Source organism: Bariatricus sp. HCP28S3_D3 (assembly GCF_052065755.1).
Lineage (GTDB): Bacteria > Bacillota > Clostridia > Lachnospirales > Lachnospiraceae > Allocoprococcus.
Genome location: NZ_JBQHTK010000021.1, coordinates 21,271 through 41,382 on the forward strand (window position 1 = coordinate 21,271; position 20,112 = coordinate 41,382).

General features: G+C 44.1%; 18 protein-coding genes. All 18 read right to left on the minus strand.

The genetic code is table 11. From position 1 onward, the window contains the following. Positions 1–8 precede the first annotated feature (8 nt). Positions 9–890, minus strand: a complete 882-nt coding sequence (locus ACTNB3_RS12370) for an AraC family transcriptional regulator (RefSeq protein WP_441026012.1) — start codon at positions 888–890, stop codon at positions 9–11. 7 nt (positions 891–897) lie between these two features. Continuing rightward, positions 898–2,286, minus strand: a complete 1,389-nt coding sequence (locus ACTNB3_RS12375) for an MATE family efflux transporter (protein WP_441026065.1) — start codon at positions 2,284–2,286, stop codon at positions 898–900. A 286-nt stretch (positions 2,287–2,572) separates the two neighbouring features. Then, positions 2,573–3,511 (minus strand): LCP family protein, encoded by a 939-nt coding sequence (locus ACTNB3_RS12380; RefSeq protein WP_441026014.1) that lies wholly within the window; start codon positions 3,509–3,511, stop codon positions 2,573–2,575. 10 nt (positions 3,512–3,521) lie between these two features. Then, positions 3,522–5,024 carry a polysaccharide biosynthesis tyrosine autokinase gene (locus tag ACTNB3_RS12385; RefSeq protein ID WP_441026016.1) on the minus strand — a complete coding sequence of 501 codons (1,503 nt, stop codon included), beginning with the start codon at positions 5,022–5,024 and terminating at the stop codon, positions 3,522–3,524. 5 nt (positions 5,025–5,029) lie between these two features. Next, a complete protein-coding gene (locus ACTNB3_RS12390) occupies positions 5,030–6,481 on the minus strand; it encodes a polysaccharide biosynthesis tyrosine autokinase (RefSeq protein WP_441026018.1) in 1,452 nt (483 codons plus the stop codon). Between the two features lies 1 nt (position 6,482). Next, positions 6,483–7,355: a hypothetical protein gene (locus ACTNB3_RS12395; protein WP_441026020.1), complete on the minus strand. Its 873-nt coding sequence runs from the start codon at positions 7,353–7,355 to the stop codon at positions 6,483–6,485. Positions 7,356–7,370: 15 nt separating this feature from the next. After that, positions 7,371–8,132: a tyrosine-protein phosphatase gene (locus ACTNB3_RS12400; protein ID WP_441026022.1), complete on the minus strand. Its 762-nt coding sequence runs from the start codon at positions 8,130–8,132 to the stop codon at positions 7,371–7,373. 18 nt (positions 8,133–8,150) lie between these two features. Then, positions 8,151–9,935, minus strand: a complete 1,785-nt coding sequence (locus ACTNB3_RS12405) for an ABC transporter ATP-binding protein (RefSeq protein ID WP_441026024.1) — start codon at positions 9,933–9,935, stop codon at positions 8,151–8,153. A gap of 23 nt (positions 9,936–9,958) precedes the next feature. Then, the gene (locus ACTNB3_RS12410) at positions 9,959–10,399 is read right to left on the minus strand and encodes a S24/S26 family peptidase (RefSeq protein ID WP_441026026.1); all 441 of its coding nucleotides are present in this window, start codon (positions 10,397–10,399) and stop codon (positions 9,959–9,961) included. Continuing rightward, entirely contained in the window at positions 10,396–11,280 is an 885-nt protein-coding gene (locus tag ACTNB3_RS12415; protein ID WP_441026028.1) for a hypothetical protein, read from the minus strand. The genes ACTNB3_RS12410 and ACTNB3_RS12415 overlap by 4 nt, the downstream gene beginning before the upstream one ends. Further along, positions 11,273–12,370: a radical SAM/SPASM domain-containing protein gene (locus tag ACTNB3_RS12420; protein WP_441026030.1), complete on the minus strand. Its 1,098-nt coding sequence runs from the start codon at positions 12,368–12,370 to the stop codon at positions 11,273–11,275. Before ACTNB3_RS12420 ends, ACTNB3_RS12415 begins: the two co-directional genes overlap by 8 nt. 74 nt (positions 12,371–12,444) lie before the next feature. Beyond that, positions 12,445–12,861 carry a hypothetical protein gene (locus ACTNB3_RS12425; protein WP_441026032.1) on the minus strand — a complete coding sequence of 139 codons (417 nt, stop codon included), beginning with the start codon at positions 12,859–12,861 and terminating at the stop codon, positions 12,445–12,447. Position 12,862: 1 nt separating this feature from the next. Then, positions 12,863–13,159: a PqqD family protein gene (locus ACTNB3_RS12430; protein WP_441026034.1), complete on the minus strand. Its 297-nt coding sequence runs from the start codon at positions 13,157–13,159 to the stop codon at positions 12,863–12,865. Between the two features lie 79 nt (positions 13,160–13,238). Next, the gene (locus ACTNB3_RS12435; protein WP_441026036.1) at positions 13,239–14,174 is read right to left on the minus strand and encodes a metallophosphoesterase; all 936 of its coding nucleotides are present in this window, start codon (positions 14,172–14,174) and stop codon (positions 13,239–13,241) included. A gap of 121 nt (positions 14,175–14,295) precedes the next feature. Next, a complete protein-coding gene (locus ACTNB3_RS12440) occupies positions 14,296–15,675 on the minus strand; it encodes a polysaccharide biosynthesis tyrosine autokinase (RefSeq protein ID WP_441026038.1) in 1,380 nt (459 codons plus the stop codon). A gap of 3 nt (positions 15,676–15,678) precedes the next feature. Continuing rightward, a complete protein-coding gene (locus tag ACTNB3_RS12445; RefSeq protein WP_441026040.1) occupies positions 15,679–17,187 on the minus strand; it encodes a polysaccharide biosynthesis tyrosine autokinase in 1,509 nt (502 codons plus the stop codon). A 13-nt stretch (positions 17,188–17,200) separates the two neighbouring features. Then, complete coding sequence (locus tag ACTNB3_RS12450) at positions 17,201–17,998, minus strand: HYR domain-containing protein (protein WP_441026042.1); 798 nt, start codon at positions 17,996–17,998, stop codon at positions 17,201–17,203. A gap of 313 nt (positions 17,999–18,311) precedes the next feature. Continuing rightward, positions 18,312–20,075, minus strand: coding sequence for a transglutaminase domain-containing protein (locus ACTNB3_RS12455; RefSeq protein WP_441026044.1), 1,764 nt, complete (start codon positions 20,073–20,075; stop codon positions 18,312–18,314). Positions 20,076–20,112: the final 37 nt, after the last annotated feature.

Here is a 20,112-nt window from a genome sequence, read left to right on the forward strand (position 1 = left end):
ATCAAATGTTAGTTTTTTCCGGTTCCCGGGCTCTTCTGATTCATGAGCAGACGATCTTTCGCTGCCTGCCGGTTCGTCTTACGAAATTCTGTCGGAGTCATCCCGGTCTCCTGCTTAAAATTCTTTGTAAAAACCAGAGTGCTGTGATATCCACAGGCAACAGCGATATTTTCCACCGATTCTTCCGTAAGAATCAACTGTTCTCTCGCTCTGGATATCCGGAATTTTGTCAGGAACTCCTTGGGCGACAGCTGCAGCTTATTTTTGAATAACGTATAAAGATAACTTCGATTTACTCCCAGATATCCTGCCAGTTCTTCTACCGTAAGTCCTGCCGCGTAATGATTCCGGATATAAGTCACCGCTTCCTGAATATAACGATTCTCTTTATTCTCTTCCATTAATTCCTCTATCACCACATCGGATGCCAGAACCGAGAACAACTCGTATAACTTTCCCTGCAGATAATACAGATCTGAAACTGTTGATCTGGTATGCTTCATCATATCCATCACAATTTCATTCAGCTTCTCCCCGTCCGCGCACCGGAAAATTCGCTGTTGACTGTTCAGTCCAATGTCCTGTATAAATTTTTTTGCACCGGTTCCACCTACTCCAACCCAGAGATAGCTCCAGGGTTCTTCCTGATCGGCCTGATAGAAGGTCAGTTCCTCCGGCTCGATGAGAAATCCCTGTCCCTTTGACAATTTGTATTTCTTTTCTCCCACCTGGTAAATACCTTTGCCATCCATAATATAGTGAACAATATAATTCGGACGACTTGCAGGACCATAACTGTGCAGGGGTTCACACTGTGCAAAACCACAGAAACAAAGGTGAAATTCCTTGAACTTCGGTTCTAAAAGTTGTAATACATATGAATCTTCCATCGTATACTTATTCCTCTTGCCTCTTAAGCTCCAGAAGTTTCAATTCCTTCAGTTCTCTCAGTGTAAAGAAACCGCACACAATCGCAGCCGCCGCATCGGCAATCGGTCCCGCATACATGACTCCGTCGATTCCCATGAATATAGGGAAAATGATAATGAGCGGGAGCAAAAACAGAATCTGTCTTGTCAGCGACATAAACACACCCAATTTTGATTTCCCGATGGAATTAAAGAAATTGGACGTAACCGGCTGGATTCCATTGATCAGCGTCAGGAACATAAAAATACGAAAATACCGTTCTGAAAACTGGAAATATAGCTCACTTCCCTTCCCAAATACAGAAATGATCTGTCTCGGGAACACCTGGAAGCAGAAAAATGCAATACCCGAAAGCACCGTTGCCGTTCCCACTGCAAGAAGATAAGTCTTCCGTACACGATTGTATTTCTTCGCCCCGTAATTGTAACCGATGATCGGCTGTACCCCCTGGGAGATTCCGATGATAAACGACATAAAGATCATATTTACCTTCGATATGATTCCCGCACATGCAAGCGGAATATCACTTCCATAAACGGAACATGCCCCATAATACGCAAGCGTGTTGTTCATCACGATCTGCACAACTGCCATAGCTATCTGATTGAAGCATGCACTCATTCCCAGCTTGAAAATATTCAGACAGCGGATTTTCTTCATCCGGAAACAGCCCTTCTCCAGACGAATATTCCTAAAACGAAACATATAGCGGAGACTGATCGTAAATGACAGGATCTGTCCGATAATAGTCGCAAGCGCAGCACCAGACATTCCCATGTGGAATGCAAAGATAAAAATCGGGTCCAGAATCGTATTCACAATTGCCCCGGCAAGCATAGACATCATCGAATAATTCGGACTGCCATCCGCCAGAATCAGTTTACTCATACCGGTGTTTGCAATCAGAAATGGAAATCCAATTGCCACAATCCTGGTGTACTCCTCCGCATACGGCAGTACATCGCTGGTCGCACCGAAAAACTTCAGCATCGGAGTCAGAAACAGTAAGACAACCGCAAGCAGACAGATCCCGAAGATTCCCATCAGAGCGATAGCATTCCCGGCATATCCGGCGGATTCCTTTTCCTGCCCTTCCCCCAGTTTCAAAGAAAAGTTCGTTGCACCTCCGATTCCGATCAAAAGGGAAATCGCTGTGCATGTCGTCGACAGAGGAAATGCAATATTCGTCGCCGCATTTCCAAGCATCCCTACACCCTGACCAATAAAAATCTGATCCACAATATTATATAACGCTGTGACCAGCATGGATATAATGCACGGAATTGCAAAATTCACCAATAGCTTTGACTCTTTTTCAAAGCCAAGCGGATTGTGCTGATCCTCCATATTCTGCATAGAATGCTGTCCCATTGCTCTGCCTCCTTATATTTTTTCTTCCGTTTGTTCCCCTGTAATTTGTACACGAAATCATGATACACCTTTTTTTTCTTCTCTGTCAACAAGGGACATGTGCGTCCCTGGCACGTAACCGGAAGAAATGCCGGCTGCTGTATGAACAGTAATCGGAAGTCACTTCAGGCTACTATGCGAAAAAACCGCATCATTTCCAATAATGCCTTACTTGATACCTTACCGGAAATGATGCGGTTTTCTATTTTTATACTGCGAACTGCTCCCCACCTTAATACAACAATTCATTCAAATATTTTTTGTTTGCCTCAATATCGATTTCCAGCACGTCCATTCCTTCATAGGTAACCGGCTGGTATGCCCCCTCTGTCGGCATGCTTGCCTGCTGCATCCTCAGATTGTCGATCGCCAGTACTTGTTTTGCCAAATCATAAATCTCCGTCACGCTCATGTTTGTTTTCACATGATTCATGCAGTAATTGATCAGAGGCAGGATGGCGGAAGCATCTTTCTCCGCCATAATCTGGCGGTAGATTCCGTACATAACGCTTCTCTGTCGTCTGGTCCGTTCAAAATCGCTTCCAAGTGTACGATTGCGTGCATGGGCCAAAGCCTGCGATCCGGTTAATGTCATATCGCCGCTCTGTATATCCGGCATTCCGTTCTGACGGTAGTATTCTGCCTCTTCTTCCGTAATGAAAACTTTTACCCCGCCGATTTCATCAATAATACTGACCAGATTTTCAAAATCAATGGTTATATAATTCTGGATATCCAGGTCATAGGTCTTATTGATCGTATTGATCGTCAGTCCGATTCCTCCATATGCATAAGTGTGTCCCAACCTGCTTTTCCCGTATCCGTCAATATCTACTAATGAGTCCCTCAGAAAAGACACGACCGTTGATTTATTCTTACTCTTATTGAACGATACAAGCATCATGCTGTCAGAACGTCCCATATCGGAATTCGGATCGCGGGAATCCGTACCAACTAAGAGAACATTGAAAACATCTTCGTCCTTTGGATCTTCCTGTGCTATTTTTACACTTTTTGCGGTTGGGTCCACCTGATCTTCCGGTACGATCGAGACAACATCCTGATAATATTTCCATGCGATTGATCCATATATTCCAACATTCAGTAATATAGCTGCCAATAACAATAACCCAAGAATTTTTCTTTTTCTATTTCTTCTGAAAAATCTCATCTGTCTCCTCCTACTCTTTAATGATTCGCCCGTATTGATCCTGTGTACCCTTTGGGGCATTTCCATAATGCCTGTATGAGTCCGATTCTTTTTTCACGCCATACCGACTGTAACCACTATATCGTCTGTAGCCGTATCCATAACCGTAGCCATAGCCACGCCCACGGCTTTGGTTGTCCCCGTTAAAGGTGTAACCGATCAGGTGAATACCGCTCATTACAAGTGACTGGATTCCTTCCCGGATCTGCTGCATCTTGGTATAATCATATCGGATCACATAGAGCGCCGCATCCACATACCTTGCAAGAACCGCCGCATCGGCCAGAATACCGGATGGTGCTGTATCCAGTATAATAAGATCCGCCTGTTTTTTCAACGTATGAATCAGTGCTTCCATTCGTTTTGTTCCCAGCAGCTTCGTGTTCTTTTCATCATTATTCCCACCGTACAGAATTTCAAGACTTCCCTTACCTGTTTCTACACGGATCAATGCATCATTCAGAGCGGTTTCTTTTTTCAAAACAGCGCCCAGCCCCGGATGCGTTTCCTGTTCATTCATCACTCCGGCGACGGATGGATTTCTCATATCACAATCAATCAGGATAACTTTCTTTCCCTGATTTGCAATGGAGATTGCCAGATTGACTGCAAGTGTGGTTTTGCCTTCCCCCGGTATGGAACTGGTAATCATAAGTGTTTTGAATTGATTCTCCTCCATATCTTTCATGGCCTTGATCCGAAGCTTACGGATTGCTTCCACATATCCCTGCGAAATTCTTTCATTTAACAGACAAAGCGAATTGTTGAAGGTTTTCTTTTTTCTCTTCTTAACCTGAATATACGGAATACTTCCGCAATCCATCAGATTGATTTGATTTTTCAATTCTTTCTTTGATTTCACAGTCCTTCTTGTAAGAACATAAAACGCCAGTATCGCAAATCCGAAGCCGGCACCCTTAAGTGCCCCTCGCTTATACGAGCCGCGGATTACTTCTTCTCTTCTTGTGTCAGACGGGATTCCCGTTTCGTCCAATACGGTCAGTTTCGTCTTTCCTACGACAAATTCTGCGACCTCCGGATAATTTTTGAGCACAGACTGAAGGGTGTTATATGCCACCTGCGGATCACTCGACGTCACGGAAATGGTCAATAGATTCGTCCCCTCATCCGCCACCGCGCTGACTGTGCCGGGGAGCTGCGTCACCCCCATATCCTCCGCCACAACATCCGCGAGAACTCCACTGCTTAGAATATATGGGAAAATCTGTGCCATATCTTCTGCCGAACTTCCTGTAGAAGATGTAACCGATACCGTAGCCTCTGCCACATATTGCGAGACATAACTGGTACTTGTTGCAAAATACCCTCTTATCGCAAACACGACGGTCAATACAAGGATCAACCACCATAGTTTACGCAGCCCCTGACAAAAATCCACAAAAAGCGAAGTAATATCAATTTTTTCCAACTCTCTTCTTGATTCATTTTCAAATACTTCTTTATACTCTTCCATGTACCTTATTTCCTTCTATGATTATAGTGTCCGTAATATCCATACTCACCATATTTCCCATAATAGCGCCCGATTGTCTGATCTGCCGCACCGGCAAAGGATTTTACACCGTTTAGAACAACTCCCAGAATTTTCGCGTGACCGTCACGGAATTCATCCAGAATGTCATTTACATCTTCAGCCAGCATATAATTCTGCCTCACCACCATGAGCACGGCATCCGCATGCTGCGCCCACACCTGTGCATCTCCCAGAAGTCCTGCCGGCGGAGTGTCAATGATCACATAATCCGCACTCTTGCGGCATGCTTCCAGCAGGATGGGCAAGCGCTCTGAATAAAGCAGTTCTGTGGAAGAAGAGTAGCAATTTCTTCCGCCCAGGAAAAACAAACGTGGTCTTTCTCCCGTTATCAGGATATCCGACAAATGACCGGAACCTTTTAAGAACTCACCAAGCTCTTTCTGTTCTGTTTCCTTCTGATTGAAAATAAGAAACTGGGAAGGTCTGCGAATATCGCCGTCTATCAGGATCACTTTCTTCCCCTGGTCCGCGAGACTGATGGCAAGATTCGCCGCCACCGTAGATTTTCCTTCATTCTCAGACACACTGGTCACGACCAGGGCTTTTCTCCCCTCTTTCGCCATCTGATATTCTACCTTCGCCGTCGCCTTTTTATAGCTTTCTACAAAGGCAAATCCAGAAAGCGGGTTATCAATCAGAACCGCCGCTTTTTTTCGGCTTAACACATCTCTTACAGTCTTATATTTATACTCGAAACTGATCGATCCAAGACTTCTTGCATCCAGCTTTTTCTCAATCTCATTTTCCTGCTTTACCGTATTGTGCATCACCGACAACAGCCCGAATAACAGCGTACAGATCGCCGCACCTGCAAGAAACCCTTTCTTCGCCTGGGCACGCGCATCCAGCGGATTCGCGGATGCGTACGGCATCTTCGGTTCCTCCAGAACATTTAACACTGCATTTCCAACCGTGTAAATGGATACTTCGGTATAATGATCCATGATCGTGCGGATGATATCAATGGATTCTCTTGCGTTATCTGCCGTCACGCTTAAGGTAAGCAGATTGGTTCCTTCCATAACGTCTGTCTGGATCGTGGCATCAACCTCTTCTATTCCCAGATTTTCACAGATGATCTTTTTCATCACATTGCTTTTCAGCGTTTTCTCCAAAACCTGCGCCATGTTATAAGTCGCGCTCAAATTACTGTAAGAATAATTGCTTTCTTTCGAACCGACCACAAAGGTAGCTGTCGACGTATATTCCGGAACATACTTTAAATTTGCCGCAACATAGAACAGCATCGCCCCTGCAAGCGCTCCCAGAATGATTGCCCACCAATTACGAAGAAGATCCTGCACCAGAGTAAAAAGGTCGATTCCCGTATCGACAGCCTCCGCGATTTCTTCCCGTTGTCTTTCCTCTCTGCTCATTCTACTCTTCCTCCACAACTACAAATAGCTTCGTAACCGCTGTCGATGCATTTTCACCGGTGTAACTGTATTCTACCGTGTATACCCCGGGATTCGCATAGTCCACTTTCGAATCGATCCGAATGGCCTCCCTCGTCCCGGCCAGGAACTCTTCATCCTCTTCATACAGATATTCTGTCCCATTTTTCTCGATTCCTATCATCAAAGATTCCGGATCGATCATCTGATTTACTTTCGTGTATACAATATAATCCGAAAGAAGCGGATACTCTTTTCCGTTTTCCTCACGGTCATTTGCTTCCGTGACAGTCATCTCGATTTCCACTTGGCACACATCTCCAGCACTATTGCTGACCTGCAGAGTCACCGGATAATCTCCGGTCAGGGAACTATAATAACTGTCATCCCAAATCGTCCGGATCTGACTGCTTAAGTCGCCATCCAAACAATCCTCCGCCGACATGCCTTCCCGGATCACCTGCTCGATCTCGTCGGAAGAAGTAAACCGAAACGGATTTTTCATATAGATCTTTGGCGAAACATAATCGGTATATTCTACAGATCGTTCCAGTGTTCCGATATTATTTGCCTCATCAAAAACAACATACGTTATGTTGCGCCTGTTATTGATAAAATGCGTCATGGCGGAGATTCGGATATAATCCGTAAGATCGCCGTCTTTATCATCCTTTGCCGTCACACCTCCCAGCAGTGCGACTTCTCCATCCTTTACGCTGACAGAGATCGTGTCCTCTTCACATGTGATCACAGGCGGCGTATCATCGGCCATCATCTTCTCTTTCACCTGATATCCTATAAACAAAGTGAACGATACGGTAAATACCAGACATATCATCATTTGCAATCTTCTCATAATCAACTTCCTTATCTACACTTCATAATCGTCAAACGGGATCGGCTCCAGCTTCAGGATCGGCTGATTCTTACAGATCCTTGCAGGATTATGCTGAAACAACAGATCCGCTATCTTCTTCGAATACTGCTCACAGATCACCTCGTACGCATCAAGAAGATAAGGCGTTCTCCGAAACGGGCTGTGGGCATCACTTGCCATTACGGACACAAGATTGTGGGAAAGCATCTGCTGCGCACATCTTAGCGCATTTCTTCCAAATCTCCCGAGGATACTTCCTTTGTTAACCTGTATAATGTATCCTCTTTTGCGCCACTGATAGGCAATCTGCGGATAATCCTGTATAAATTCATACCTTTCTGCATGCGCAATGACCGGCCTTGCTCCAACCGCGCTTACCCGTTGCAGAAGAAGCGATGCGAAATCAGGATCCTCATCGAAAGCGAATTCCATCAATATGTATCGGCTCTGATTAAGCGGCATGACCTTATGATCCACAATCATCTCCGGCAGATCGTGCGTGGCATAAACTTCCACTCCCGGATAGAGCGCAAGGGGAATCTGCTCCTCCTTTAACGCTCTGACACAATCCTGATACAGCCTGACATAGGCATCGCTGAAATAATTGTCAAAAAGTCCCGGAAGATTACAATGCGGTGTCGCCACCATTGCTGTCACTCCACTTTCCACCGCCATTTTCGCCATCTCAAGTGTTTCATACATATCCTCCGCACCGTCATCGATTCCAGGCAAAATATGACTATGTATATCTATCATCTTCTCATCCTTTACATCTTAAAAATCAATTGCCATCTTGCCGGCTTCTTCTTCCGAAAGCTCCGTAACCTTCGTCTCCATAACCCGGTACACTCTCTGGCACATATTCAGCACACTCGGCCTGTGCGTTGTGACGATGCAGGTCTTATTAGGCTTCTGACTGATAATATTCCGAAGCACCCTGCGCTCTGTCGTCACATCCAATGCCGATGTCGCCTCATCCAGAAGGAGAATCGGCGCATCGCGAAGAACAGCCCTTGCGATTGCGATCCTCTGTGCCTGCCCCTCTGAAAATCCTCGTCCTCTCTCCCCGATTTTACTCTGGATCGTATCCGGCATCTTCTCCACAAAATCCCAGGCACAGGACACTTTTAACGCCTCAATGATCTCCTCATCCGTCGCATCTTCTTTGACCATCCGCATATTCTCGGCAATCGTACCGGAAAGAATCGTATTTCCCTGCGGCACGTAGGCAAATAAATGCCTCGTCTCTGCATTCATCGGCACCTCCCGGCCATCCGCTCCGATCATCACAGCCTGTCCCTTCTCCGGCCGGATCAGTCCCAGGATCAGTCGAATCATCGTCGTCTTCCCCTCCCCGGATGGGCCTACTAAGGCAACGATCTCTCCCGGATGGGCGTGAAAGGAAGAGTCTGTAATCACTCTGGTTCCTTCCACATAAGAGAAATCCACATCTCGCATCCGCACTTCAAATCCCTCTTCCGCAAGGCGATCCAGCTCATTACTCTCCGGAATATGCACTTCCTTCGGAAGCTGCGCCAGTTCCCGGATACGATGTGCGGAAATCGAGCTGTTCAAAAATGCCGGAATAATCGAGATCACACTGTTAAATGCAGAATTCAGGTTCCCCCTCTGCTGCAAAAACAGCGTCATCGTACCATAGGTAATATCATGGGTCCACAACCGAAACAGGCAGTACCCGAACGCCGCATACTGGACGATCATCCCCATAATCGACATGAAGATTCCCGTCTTAATCGAAAACATATTGTATTCCAGGCTGACATCTTTAAACCTGCTTTGCCATGTCCGCATCTTTTTCCCATATAAATCAGAAATCCCAAACGATTTGATCGTATCAAAATTGTAGAACGTCTCCACTTCAAAGGTCATCAACTGACTGCTCATCTCTTTGACCTTTTTCGCATATTCCCGCTGTTTCTTTATCAAAAATTTTGACATCAGAAGCATGACGGGTGCACTCGCGAATGCCAGAAGAGACATGATCTTATCATAATGCCAGATCACAATAAATGTTGCCACAAAATTATAGATTGCGATTACGATAGAAGGAAGCCAGCTGATCGCATTTCCACTCACCGTACTCACATCACTGTTAAAACGGTTCAGCACATCTCCGTTACTGTACTTGTTAATCTCAAGCCAGTCTGCATCGATGATTTTATCGAAGATATCTGCCTGAATATCATTATTAATATAGATACTGAGCTTCGTGGAAATCCTGCTGATTATATTCGAAAAAGCCAGGCTGAAAATGGCACTTCCCACAGTCAGCACAATCATGATCCACAGCTTATCGGTCTGGTATCCGGTAATGATATCGATCATATACTTACTTGCCACACTGCTCACAAGCCCCATCGAGGTGCTGAAAATGCCGAGCAGCGTATAGAACACGATCGCTCCCTTGTATTTTTTACTGTAAGAGAAAATCCATTTCCAGTCGTCAATAATCTCGGAAAAGGTCCCGTCTTTCCATCTTCCTATCAGAATGTCCAGCGACTCAAACGAGATCCCCTTATTAGTCTGATTCTCTTCCATTGTATTCCTCCATCACAACTTTGCTATCTGCAAATGCCGGCATATATCCGCATAATCACACGCCGAAATGGTATGATATGGATCCACACATGTTCAAAGAATTCCCACCAGAAATCTCCGGGCATGATCCATTCCCCTTTTCTCTGAACCCTGGTAATAACCGCAAATATCTGCTCCTCCGCCACCGGGCCTTCGATCACCGTCTGCGCATCGCCCACGATATAGAGCCCCTCCGGCTTTATTTTCCAGATGCGGTGCATGATGTACTGACCGGTTTTTCTCTGGAAAAATACGATATCGCCGGGCTTTAAGGGGCGATTGGGCTTCCGGAAGTATACGTAATCTCTTTCATGGATCAGAAACGGGGACATACTGTTTCCGGAAACCAGAAGGCTTACCTCTTTGCCTTGCTGCACGAGGTCTTTTAGTATGGTTAGATATTCTTGTGTGTCTACTCTTCTCATGGTTCTATATCATCCTCCACAGTATTTGCTTCCGGAAAAATAGCCTGTTCCAGACATTTGACAGCATCCTCTGTCATATTGCAGGTAAGCTGATAAACCGGAACCTGACCGATAAGATCTTCGATCAGTTCCATTGCACGCTGCACAAATGCGGGGTTCCACTGGTTGATTGTAGTCTGAGCGTAGAGCTGTGTAAATGCCTGAATGGGAGAAAGCCGTTCTATATAATTGGTCTCCCCCTGTCTCAGCATCACAATCGTATAAAGAGGCGTATCTTCGGATTCACAGATGTCTGATGAACCACAGACAGGCCAGCCACAGGCTGACCATACTCCATCTATTTTTCTTAAAAGCGCACGGTCTCCATTGACAATTCTGCTGCCCCGGTATTGCTTCCACAACTCTGCCTGCGTGGATTTACCGATTCCAGAAGGGGCGGAAAACAGGATGGCTTTTCCTTTGTATACTGTATAGGCACAATGAAGGATCAGGCTGTCTCGTTTTATCATGTGACGCTCCAACGCAAACAGAGAAGCAAATACAGTATCAAAATGTATATCCTGAATTTTCTCTTCGGATAACTGGATTTTCGCACAATTATTCCCATTCTCCCGGTATAAGGCATAAAACCCTTTTCTGCCTTTCGAACCAATCAGACGCCATTCAAATTCTTGATTAGAGTAAATCACGATATCCTCCCGATTGGCAATTGCAGATTTGTCCGGTCTTTGAATCGAACAAGAAAGGGAAATGGTATAAAAATAGGATGCTTTACCTTGAGATACCGCAAAAGTCATAAAATTGTCTGGAGGGATGATCTCTGTAGGATAAGAAAGAAAGAAGCAGAAATCACCAACTTGAAATAACTTTGTTTTATTCATGATCTAACTCTTCCTTTAAACATTCTAAAGTTTGCTCCGTATATCGGCACATATACTCCGGTACACCTCCAAAACTTCCACTTTCATACAAGGCACATGCCGCACATGTCTGACATACATCCCGCTTGGAACATTCAGTACATGTATGACTTAAGCGAATGTTCTTTACCCCATCAGAAATCGTTCTCCATGCATCATCAAAACTTTGATCAAAAACAGAAGCAGATGGTGTCTTAAGCATGACGCAGGGCTGCATTTTCCCCTGCCAGTTAATGGCAAAAGAACCCCTCCCTGCCAAGCATTTCATTTGGTCTCTATCCTCTGTGGCAGGCATTGGATGCTCCGCTTTATAAAGGAACTGTTTTGCAGATTCCCGAAATTCAGTTTCAGTTTGAGCATATTTTTGTATCATTATTCGTGACTGAGCAGCCTCCATTGGTGTCAATCTGGAATGAAAATCATATATTTTGCCACGTTCTCTTGTCGCAGGGTACATATAGGTGTCAATATTAATTGGCGTATCCAGCTGGTATGCAATATCAAGTAGTTTCTTGACTTCTCCCTGGTTTGCATTTACAAGACTTCCATTGATCTTGACATCAACACTGCGCTCTTTGAGCAGGTTTATCGCGCGAATTGTTTGTTCAAACCCTTTACTATAATGGCACAATCTCTCGTATGTATCCTCACAGGATCCATACAGTGTGATATTAATCCGTCGTGGTTTATGCTGCGCAAAGAAATCTGCCCATGCTTCATTAAGCAGCGTTCCGTTTGTGTTGAGTGTAGGAATGATTCCCATCTGTTTCAAAGCCAGATAGACTTTTTGAAACCCAGGATAAAGAAGCGGCTCTCCCCCGGTAAGCTGAAGGAACAATACACCACTTTTTTGCATTTGTCTGCAAATACCAATCCATTCTTCCGGGGTACGCAGCCGGCCTTGCCGCTCCATTTCCGAACAGCTGAGCCGGACATAACACATATCACAGTTCATATTACAAAGAGGAAGCAGTTCCAGGCTCCCGTTGATGGGGACATTCTGCTTCTTCGCATTCTCAACCAGATATTTTTCAAGTGTACTATTATCCATAAAAACTTCCTAAAATTAAAAAGGAGGCTGCTGCTAAAACAATCAACAACAGTCCCTGTAAGGTTACGTTATAATTATGAGTGATTCGGACGACTCTCATCAATATTTGTAATGACAAGTCTTCCTGTATGGGAATATACATCTTTTCCTCCATTATCTGTACTATTCCAAGTAACATTGGTATATGTTCCTGGCTCTAATTCATACCCAGAAATATTATAAATAGGACGATTCATTTGTTTTACTCCATTTATCACTTCATATCCACTTGCAGTCTCACTATCAAAACTAATCGGCGCAGCCTCTCCACAAAGTCCATGCTGTAAACGAGTTTTTGGTTCTGTATATATAGGGGTAGTCCCATCATCCTGCTCAGTAGAACTCTTACCGGGAAGCGCACACTGAATATTTCCTACGATACATGCAGCTACATATTCATTCGCCGTAAATTCCTGTACTAAAATTTCCGGCTCAATCCATTCTTTTTTCATATCAAACAACCTCTTCTAAAATCCTATACTTTAAAGATTCTTCCACAAAACGATTTGTAGATTCCCGAATCACTTCTTCCTCCACGTCGTATTCTTGCATTCCTTTTCTAACTGCATCCTCTTTGGTATGAGGAGTCTGGAATACCTTCCAGAAGAACACAGCCGAATCATTTGGTGACATGACCGCATTCGAAATCATACATTCTTCATCCACCGGAACAATTACACATTCCCCGGCAATTTCTCGAAGAATATATCCCGGCTTAATACAATATTTCTTCTCTACATACTCTTCCATATCAAACCTTCCTTCTAATACTGAATAAGTTTAATCGGCCTTTGTCACAAAGTATGTCGATTGGCATGATTTCACATTATCATTTACTCTGTATATGAATCACCGCAATCCCCGGAACATTATTGATCCTTGGCAGTATTTCTCCATAACTTCCGAGTCCGCTACTTACAAAGATATGCATCTGATCTTTTTGATACATGCCATGTATATATTCAGGGAAATACCCCTGATCTCCGCCAAATACTCCCCCCAGCACAGGCAGAACCACCTGTCCTCCATGGTCATGGCCGCTGACTACAAGATCCACCTTCCATACAGAAGATGCATTTCCAAATATAAAACTGTCTGGTCTGTGCGACATCATAATCTTCAAACAGTCTGTATCCTGATACTCTTTCAAAAATGAACCGGCTTCTGCATCGATCGCCTCTGCCGAATCTTCGCCGTCCAGTCCAAAGGCATAGCCATACATCCCACCAATCCGGAGTTTCTGTCCTTTTATCTCAATATCCACATATTTCAATTCCAGAAACGTAGCTCCAGCCTCATCAATCTTCTGAACCAGCTCAGGATGTCCATTTGTCATGTACGTTATCTCATGATTTCCCAGCGCATAATATACCGGGGCAATCTCATGAAGTGTACGTATCAGTTCTGTCACTACAGAGTCATCCTTTGAATCTTCATTCAGGAAATCACCATCCAGAAGGATAATGTCCGGTTCTTGCTGGGCGACTTTCCTCGCCAGCTCCTCATTTCCTTTTCCAAATTCATGTCCATGAAGATCCGACAGCACCACCAGAGTCAATCCCTGTGATACTTTTTCAGTAGAATATGTATATTCCCTGACTGTCAGGCAATTATAGGATGCGTATATGCTCACAGCAAGTCCTATCACCAAGATGAGTGCCAGTACGAGAAAAATTTTCCGACCGTTTCGTCTCATATTTTTCATTCCATCCATAATATAATCGGCCTTCTTAGGGGCCTGGTAACCACAAATATCAGGATTCATTTCATTATAACCCACCTGATTTCAATAACCTCATCTTAAAGTATTAGATTTATTCCACCTTTTTATGATTTTTTATTCTATATCCCCTGTTTTTTCCATTTTTTCACGAAAAAGGAAACGATTATGCCCCATTCAATATTCCACCAATGATCTGAATCCGGCTCTCTGCCAGATGTTCCATTCCATCCATAATGTAATCTACCCTCGCAAAATCTTTCCTTACAACAAAAATCGCGCCGTCTGCATACTGCGCCAGAACAACTGCATCTGTCAGAAGTCCTGCAGGGGCACTGTCCAGGATCACATAATCTGCCCATTCCTCCATCTTTTCGATAATACGTTTCATAAGTTCCGTTCCAAGGAACTCAGAGCCATCTTTCATCGTACTTCCACCCGGAAGAAATAAAAGCTCTACATCAGAAGGAAGTCCCAATTCCGTACTTCCAATCAGGCACTCAGACATTTTCACTTTCTTCTCAAGGATCTCTGCCAATCCATCTCCCGAATCCAGATCCAGGATTTTGCGATCCGTGGGATGCCTCAAGTCACAATCGATCAACACAACCTTTTTCCCTGACTGCGCAAGCGACAATGCCAGATTTACCGCAACGGTGCTCTTTCCTTCTCCGGCAAGGGCGCTCGTAATTAAAAAGGTTTTCATATGATAGGTATGTGCACTGTATTCTATTTTATTTCGGATCATTCGAAACGCTTCCAGGAATTTCTCATCTATTTTCGGATCCGTCAGAACTTTCCTCATCTGGCTGGATCTTGTTCGCCGTTTTTCATGAATTTCCGGAACTGCTCCCAGACATCTCGTGTGCATCCACCTGTGAATATCCTCTTCTTTGCGCACCGTCCTTCTTGTCACAACCAGGAGAGCCGTCCAGGCCATCGCCAGCAGGAATCCGAATACCGCGCCTTTCACGGCACCGCGCTTAAAATCTCTCGGATTGTCCGGCTTAGGCGGGATACCGGTCTCATCCAGCATCTCCATATTCACCTTTCCCACGATCACTTCAGACACAGACGGATAATTCTTAATCACGGATTGAAGCGTTACATAGGCACGCTCCGCATCCACGTCCGTAACAGAAATCGTAAGAAGATTCGTATTTTCAACCACGGAAGCTTCAATATTTCCGGTCACCACGCCGGTTCCCATATCCTTTGCCACTTTTCGTTTGAGCACTCCACTGGTCAGAATGTACGGAAATGTTGTCGCCATCTGTTCTGCCGCCGAATTGTCAAAAAAATTCGATGATCCAGAATTTCCTCCCACCTGCTGGTCACTCTGTATATTGATTGTAAATGTTGCCGAAGCCGTATATCTCGGCTGATACTGCATTCTGGCACGAACGTAGAAGATTCCGGATCCTGATATCGTAAGAATCAAAACCCATGCCCACATCTTCCGGAATATACGCAAATAGTCTGACAGTAATCCGGTGATATCAATCAATTCCATTTCCTGACTTTTTTCATTTTCCTGATTCCCCATATTCTATCTGGTCTCCTCTTTTTTCTGTGTTTTAGGCTCATTCTCTTCCTGTCGTCTGTCATAATAATAGGATTGATACTTTCCGTATCCATAATATTTGCCATAACGGTATTTTCCATAGCCATAGCCATATCCGTAGCCGTATCCATAACCATAACCGGAGCTTATGACTGCATTTCCAACCAAAACATCATTTAACACGCACCCGAGCAGGCCATTTCCATAATTCTCCAGCATATCGATCGTATCGTTGATATACGGAACCTTCGCGCAGTTCTGCTTTACCACCAGTAAAGACAAATCGGATTTTCTCGCCAGGATTTCTGCATCAGCCCTGCCCTTTGCAGCCGGACCGTCAATAATAATAAAATCCATCTTATTTTTCATCTCATTCAGGAACTCTCCGAACCGTCTCGATGTTAGAAACTCTGTAGCTCTTGCGTGCGGAACATTATTTACCAATAAATATAGAGATTTTTCATCTATCTGAAATACCAGTTTTTCAAGATCCGTCATCAACTGTTCACCAAGCCCTGCTCCTTTCGGAACTTCTACACCCATAGCCACTGCAAGAGCCGTATTTCGAAGATCTCCTTCTATCAGAAGAACCTTCATCCCCCGCTGCGCCATCGCCAGCGCAAGATTGGCTGCCACGGTCGTCTTTCCTTCCTTATTTACTGTACTTGTAACCAGAAGAACCTTGTTCCGTTCCTGCCTGCTCTTATATAACAGTTTTGTACGCATTTTCTTAATTGTTTCCACAAATCCGAAACTGACTGCCGGTTCCGTAATCAGCATTTTCTTTTTCTGACGCTTCAGGCGGGCTTTCAGGTTCCGGTACGCCGGCTCGTGATTCAGCGTTCCAAATACAGTCGTGTCCAATTTGTCCGTCACATCATCCACACTCTTGATGTTATCTTTTCGATAGGACATCACCGCCAGAAGCAGAACCACAAACGCCGCAGATACCAGAAATCCCTTCTTCATCACATCTCTTCCCTGAAATGCCAGATCCGGTCTTGACGGGAAATTCGGTTCTTCAAACACTTCCAGAACCACATCACCAAGCACATTTTTCGACACTTCCGGATAATGCTCTAAGATACCATTCAGAAGCCGGAACGAGATCTCCGGTGAATAGCTGGTCACAGAGACCGTCAGAAGGTTCGTCTCCGGCACCACCGCGATCCGAACGGTCCCCGGAAAGGAATCCATTTCCAGAGAATCTGCCACCTTTTTCTTCAAGATCTGACTGTCCAGCACCGCCTGAAACACATCCGTCAGCTTCTGTGTCTGACTTTCATTTGCATAAGCACCGGTGGTTGAACCCTTAGCAGATACCACAAAGGTTGTATTCGACGTATAAGTCGGACTATAAGAGACCGCAGATGCAATATAGGAAAGAAAGGCTGCTGATAACGCGATAAATAGTACAACCCACCAATTTTTCAGCACATCCCGGAAAATATTATAAATATCCTCCATCTGTTTCTTCTGCATTTCCTTTTCCATATTTCTGACCTTTCTATCGTACTACCACAACCAGACGGCTCTTGCCGCTGCTCATCGTTCCTTCAACTACATAATCCACATAATAAGTTCCGGCCTGTGACGTATTCACATTCGACTCGATGGATAACTCTCCCTCTCTGTCTGCCTCTTGATAATATAAAGCAGGATCAAATGCTTCTCCTACAGACAGATAGATCAGATAGTCCTTTAATTTCACTTCAATTCCCGCATAGTTCTTATCGGAAATGCTGATCTGCGTTTTCAGATACACCGTATTTCCACCACTATCCATGACACGGAATTCGATCGGATACTCTCCGGCAGTCATCGTATTGATGGTTTTCTCCAGAGAGTATTTGATATTGGACGTCAGGTCCCCATCCAGCACACTCTGCGCCGATATGCAGGACAGAATGTCAATATTCTGTCCCACTGTATAACATAGCGGTTCACTCATATGAAACACCGGAGGTGCATAATCCTCGTACACCAAAGTCCGCTCGCATCTACCGACATTCATGCTGTCATCTACCGCCGCATAGGTAATGATCCGCGTTCCTTCTTCCGTAAATGCAGACATACTTTCCACTACAACCGAATCCGTCACATCTCCGGAGCGACTGTCCTTGGCAGTCACTCCGGTCAGCAGGTCCTCTTTTGTGGCAGTGACTGATACGGTTAGCTCCTCACTGTCACAAGTCACTACCGGTGGAGTGTTGTCCTGGATATGTTTTGAATATGTTTGAAATGCGACAAAAGCTCCTGTTGAGATCAGCAGGAGTATGACGCTGAAAACTCTTAATTTCTTCATCTGTATAAATCCGCCTTTCTGCGAAAAAGTGCCGATGAATGGCTAAATCTTATTCCTAAAAATACTCCCTTCCAGATCAACAGTCTTTTTGCTGTTTACCTGAAAGGGAGCACATCTGGAATTCATACATAAGCCTTCTAAATACAAAATTCCAAGGCTCAATCACTCACTCTGCTTTATCGGACTCATCGCCAAATAATCGCATAATATTAGAATTTTATTTATTATAACTCAGCTGGATTTCGTATCCTCATCTTAAAGTATTAGATTTTGTTGGCTTTTTTACTTTTTTTATATTCCTAAACCCTTAATATTATTTTATCCCGCTGTAGCTTGTATAAACTGTATCGGAATAGACATAAATCGTTTTTCCAGCGCTATTTTTATATGTAACAAAAGCTCGAGTTGCATAAATTGTATTCGCTGTTTTAGGTGTCATACTGTAACTATAACTACCAGTACTTCCAATACCACTAATATTTACTTTCGTCCTACCAATTGTATTGACCGTCAGAATCTTACTGCCTAATAATGCCTTCGTTACATAGACAAAGCCATGTCCGGTTATTTCGTAATAATCATCAATGTTTTCATAATCCTTCACATTACCAGTTAACCGGATTTTCCCATTGTTTTGAGAAACACTAAGCTTCACCGACGGCGCTGACAAAGATTTGACAGGAATTGTCTCTGTCTTCGTTACCCCACAGACAGTACAGTTATAAGTTTTGATTCCTTCTTCCTCTGTAGTTGCTTCTTTTGTAACCGTACCATTGTCCCAACTATGTCCCAAAGCCTCAGTCTCCTCGCTGATATAGGTATCTCCACACAAAGAGCATATGTATGTGGTATACCCACCTGCGGTACAAGTAGGAATGGTCACAACTGCGCCATACTCATGCGTACATTCCGATGCATTTTCCGCAATATATCTCATTTCTTCAATGCTATATGCATCAACAAAATCCTCATCCATGATCAGATAATGGATACCAGTAGTGGAATACGGAGCTTCCAAGCTGTCAAAATCTGATGTCCCTTTTAATAAATACTGATAGGAGTAAGTTCCTGCTGCCACTTCATCACTGAATCCAGCGTCCCAGGTGGAATCCGCAAAATACCATTTACCGTCGATTTGGACAATATTCCATGCATGGTTTTCATAATAATTTGACACATCCTCCGATGCCTCGCCACCATAGCCGGTAGCAACACGGATATCGAGATTCAATTCTCTCAAAATCCTGTAATACAAGGACGCGTAACCCTGGCAGACAGCAGTACCATTAATCAAAGCCGCGTAGGTTGAATATTTCAAGGTATAGCTACTATCTTCCAAATTTTCATTATCATAGGTAACATTGCTGCAGATATAATCATATACTTCATAAATTTCCTTGTAGTCAGAAGTACTATCTTCAAATGAAAACGTCGTTTCAAGAAGACTATCGACTTTCTCATTCACAGCCGTTTCCTGCTCGGCCGTTGTAAAATAGGTTGGTGTAAAAGCAATTGTATAATATTTGTAATTCCCATCACTGTCTGCTGCTATAGAAGCTCTATATCCAGTTCCGCCATAATTATAACGCAGGTAATCCCCCTCATTGGCGTTCTCTGTCTCTGCGAGCGCTTCCGGGATGATCTGGTTTGTACACAGGTCCTTAAAATACTCGGAACTGTACACATCCCCATAATAATAGACCGTAATCGTTTCCTCACGTGCAACCATGCCTGCGCGCAATATTGCGCCTGCTTCTTCAATCGTGTCACAATATTCTATACTTTCTGAGTCTTCTGCAAACGCACTTATTCCATAGTTACTGGATTTTCCAGAACTCTCAATTTCATCTGGAACATCAATATCGTCTTCACCGATGACATCTTTATAGATAGGATTGATATAGACAGCAGCGTCTGTTTCATAGTAAATTGTTCCGTCATCCTGATTTTCTGATTCCGTCGGCGTTCCTATTTCTGTAGGATACTTTCCCGCACCTTTTGCTGCCAATACCTCAGTTGGAATCAAGGAAACGAGCAACAATATTACCGTCACAAGTGATAACATTCTTTTTTTCATTTTGTGTATTCCTTTCAATTCTTCAGTCTAGTCAGAC

Bases quoted from the DNA above. Each gene is read 5' to 3' on its own strand.
- ACTNB3_RS12370 (WP_441026012.1), bottom strand. From the start codon at position 890: ATGGAAGATTCATATGTATTACAACTTTTAGAACCGAAGTTCAAGGAA.
- ACTNB3_RS12375 (WP_441026065.1), bottom strand. From the start codon at position 2,286: ATGCAGAATATGGAGGATCAGCACAATCCGCTTGGCTTTGAAAAAGAG.
- ACTNB3_RS12380 (WP_441026014.1), bottom strand. From the start codon at position 3,511: ATGAGATTTTTCAGAAGAAATAGAAAAAGAAAAATTCTTGGGTTATTG.
- ACTNB3_RS12385 (WP_441026016.1), bottom strand. From the start codon at position 5,024: ATGGAAGAGTATAAAGAAGTATTTGAAAATGAATCAAGAAGAGAGTTG.
- ACTNB3_RS12390 (WP_441026018.1), bottom strand. From the start codon at position 6,481: ATGAGCAGAGAGGAAAGACAACGGGAAGAAATCGCGGAGGCTGTCGAT.
- ACTNB3_RS12395 (WP_441026020.1), bottom strand. From the start codon at position 7,355: ATGAGAAGATTGCAAATGATGATATGTCTGGTATTTACCGTATCGTTC.
- ACTNB3_RS12400 (WP_441026022.1), bottom strand. From the start codon at position 8,132: ATGATAGATATACATAGTCATATTTTGCCTGGAATCGATGACGGTGCG.
- ACTNB3_RS12405 (WP_441026024.1), bottom strand. From the start codon at position 9,935: ATGGAAGAGAATCAGACTAATAAGGGGATCTCGTTTGAGTCGCTGGAC.
- ACTNB3_RS12410 (WP_441026026.1), bottom strand. From the start codon at position 10,399: ATGAGAAGAGTAGACACACAAGAATATCTAACCATACTAAAAGACCTC.
- ACTNB3_RS12415 (WP_441026028.1), bottom strand. From the start codon at position 11,280: ATGAATAAAACAAAGTTATTTCAAGTTGGTGATTTCTGCTTCTTTCTT.
- ACTNB3_RS12420 (WP_441026030.1), bottom strand. From the start codon at position 12,370: ATGGATAATAGTACACTTGAAAAATATCTGGTTGAGAATGCGAAGAAG.
- ACTNB3_RS12425 (WP_441026032.1), bottom strand. From the start codon at position 12,861: ATGAAAAAAGAATGGATTGAGCCGGAAATTTTAGTACAGGAATTTACG.
- ACTNB3_RS12430 (WP_441026034.1), bottom strand. From the start codon at position 13,159: ATGGAAGAGTATGTAGAGAAGAAATATTGTATTAAGCCGGGATATATT.
- ACTNB3_RS12435 (WP_441026036.1), bottom strand. From the start codon at position 14,174: ATGAATCCTGATATTTGTGGTTACCAGGCCCCTAAGAAGGCCGATTAT.
- ACTNB3_RS12440 (WP_441026038.1), bottom strand. From the start codon at position 15,675: ATGGGGAATCAGGAAAATGAAAAAAGTCAGGAAATGGAATTGATTGAT.
- ACTNB3_RS12445 (WP_441026040.1), bottom strand. From the start codon at position 17,187: ATGGAAAAGGAAATGCAGAAGAAACAGATGGAGGATATTTATAATATT.
- ACTNB3_RS12450 (WP_441026042.1), bottom strand. From the start codon at position 17,998: ATGAAGAAATTAAGAGTTTTCAGCGTCATACTCCTGCTGATCTCAACA.
- ACTNB3_RS12455 (WP_441026044.1), bottom strand. From the start codon at position 20,075: ATGAAAAAAAGAATGTTATCACTTGTGACGGTAATATTGTTGCTCGTT.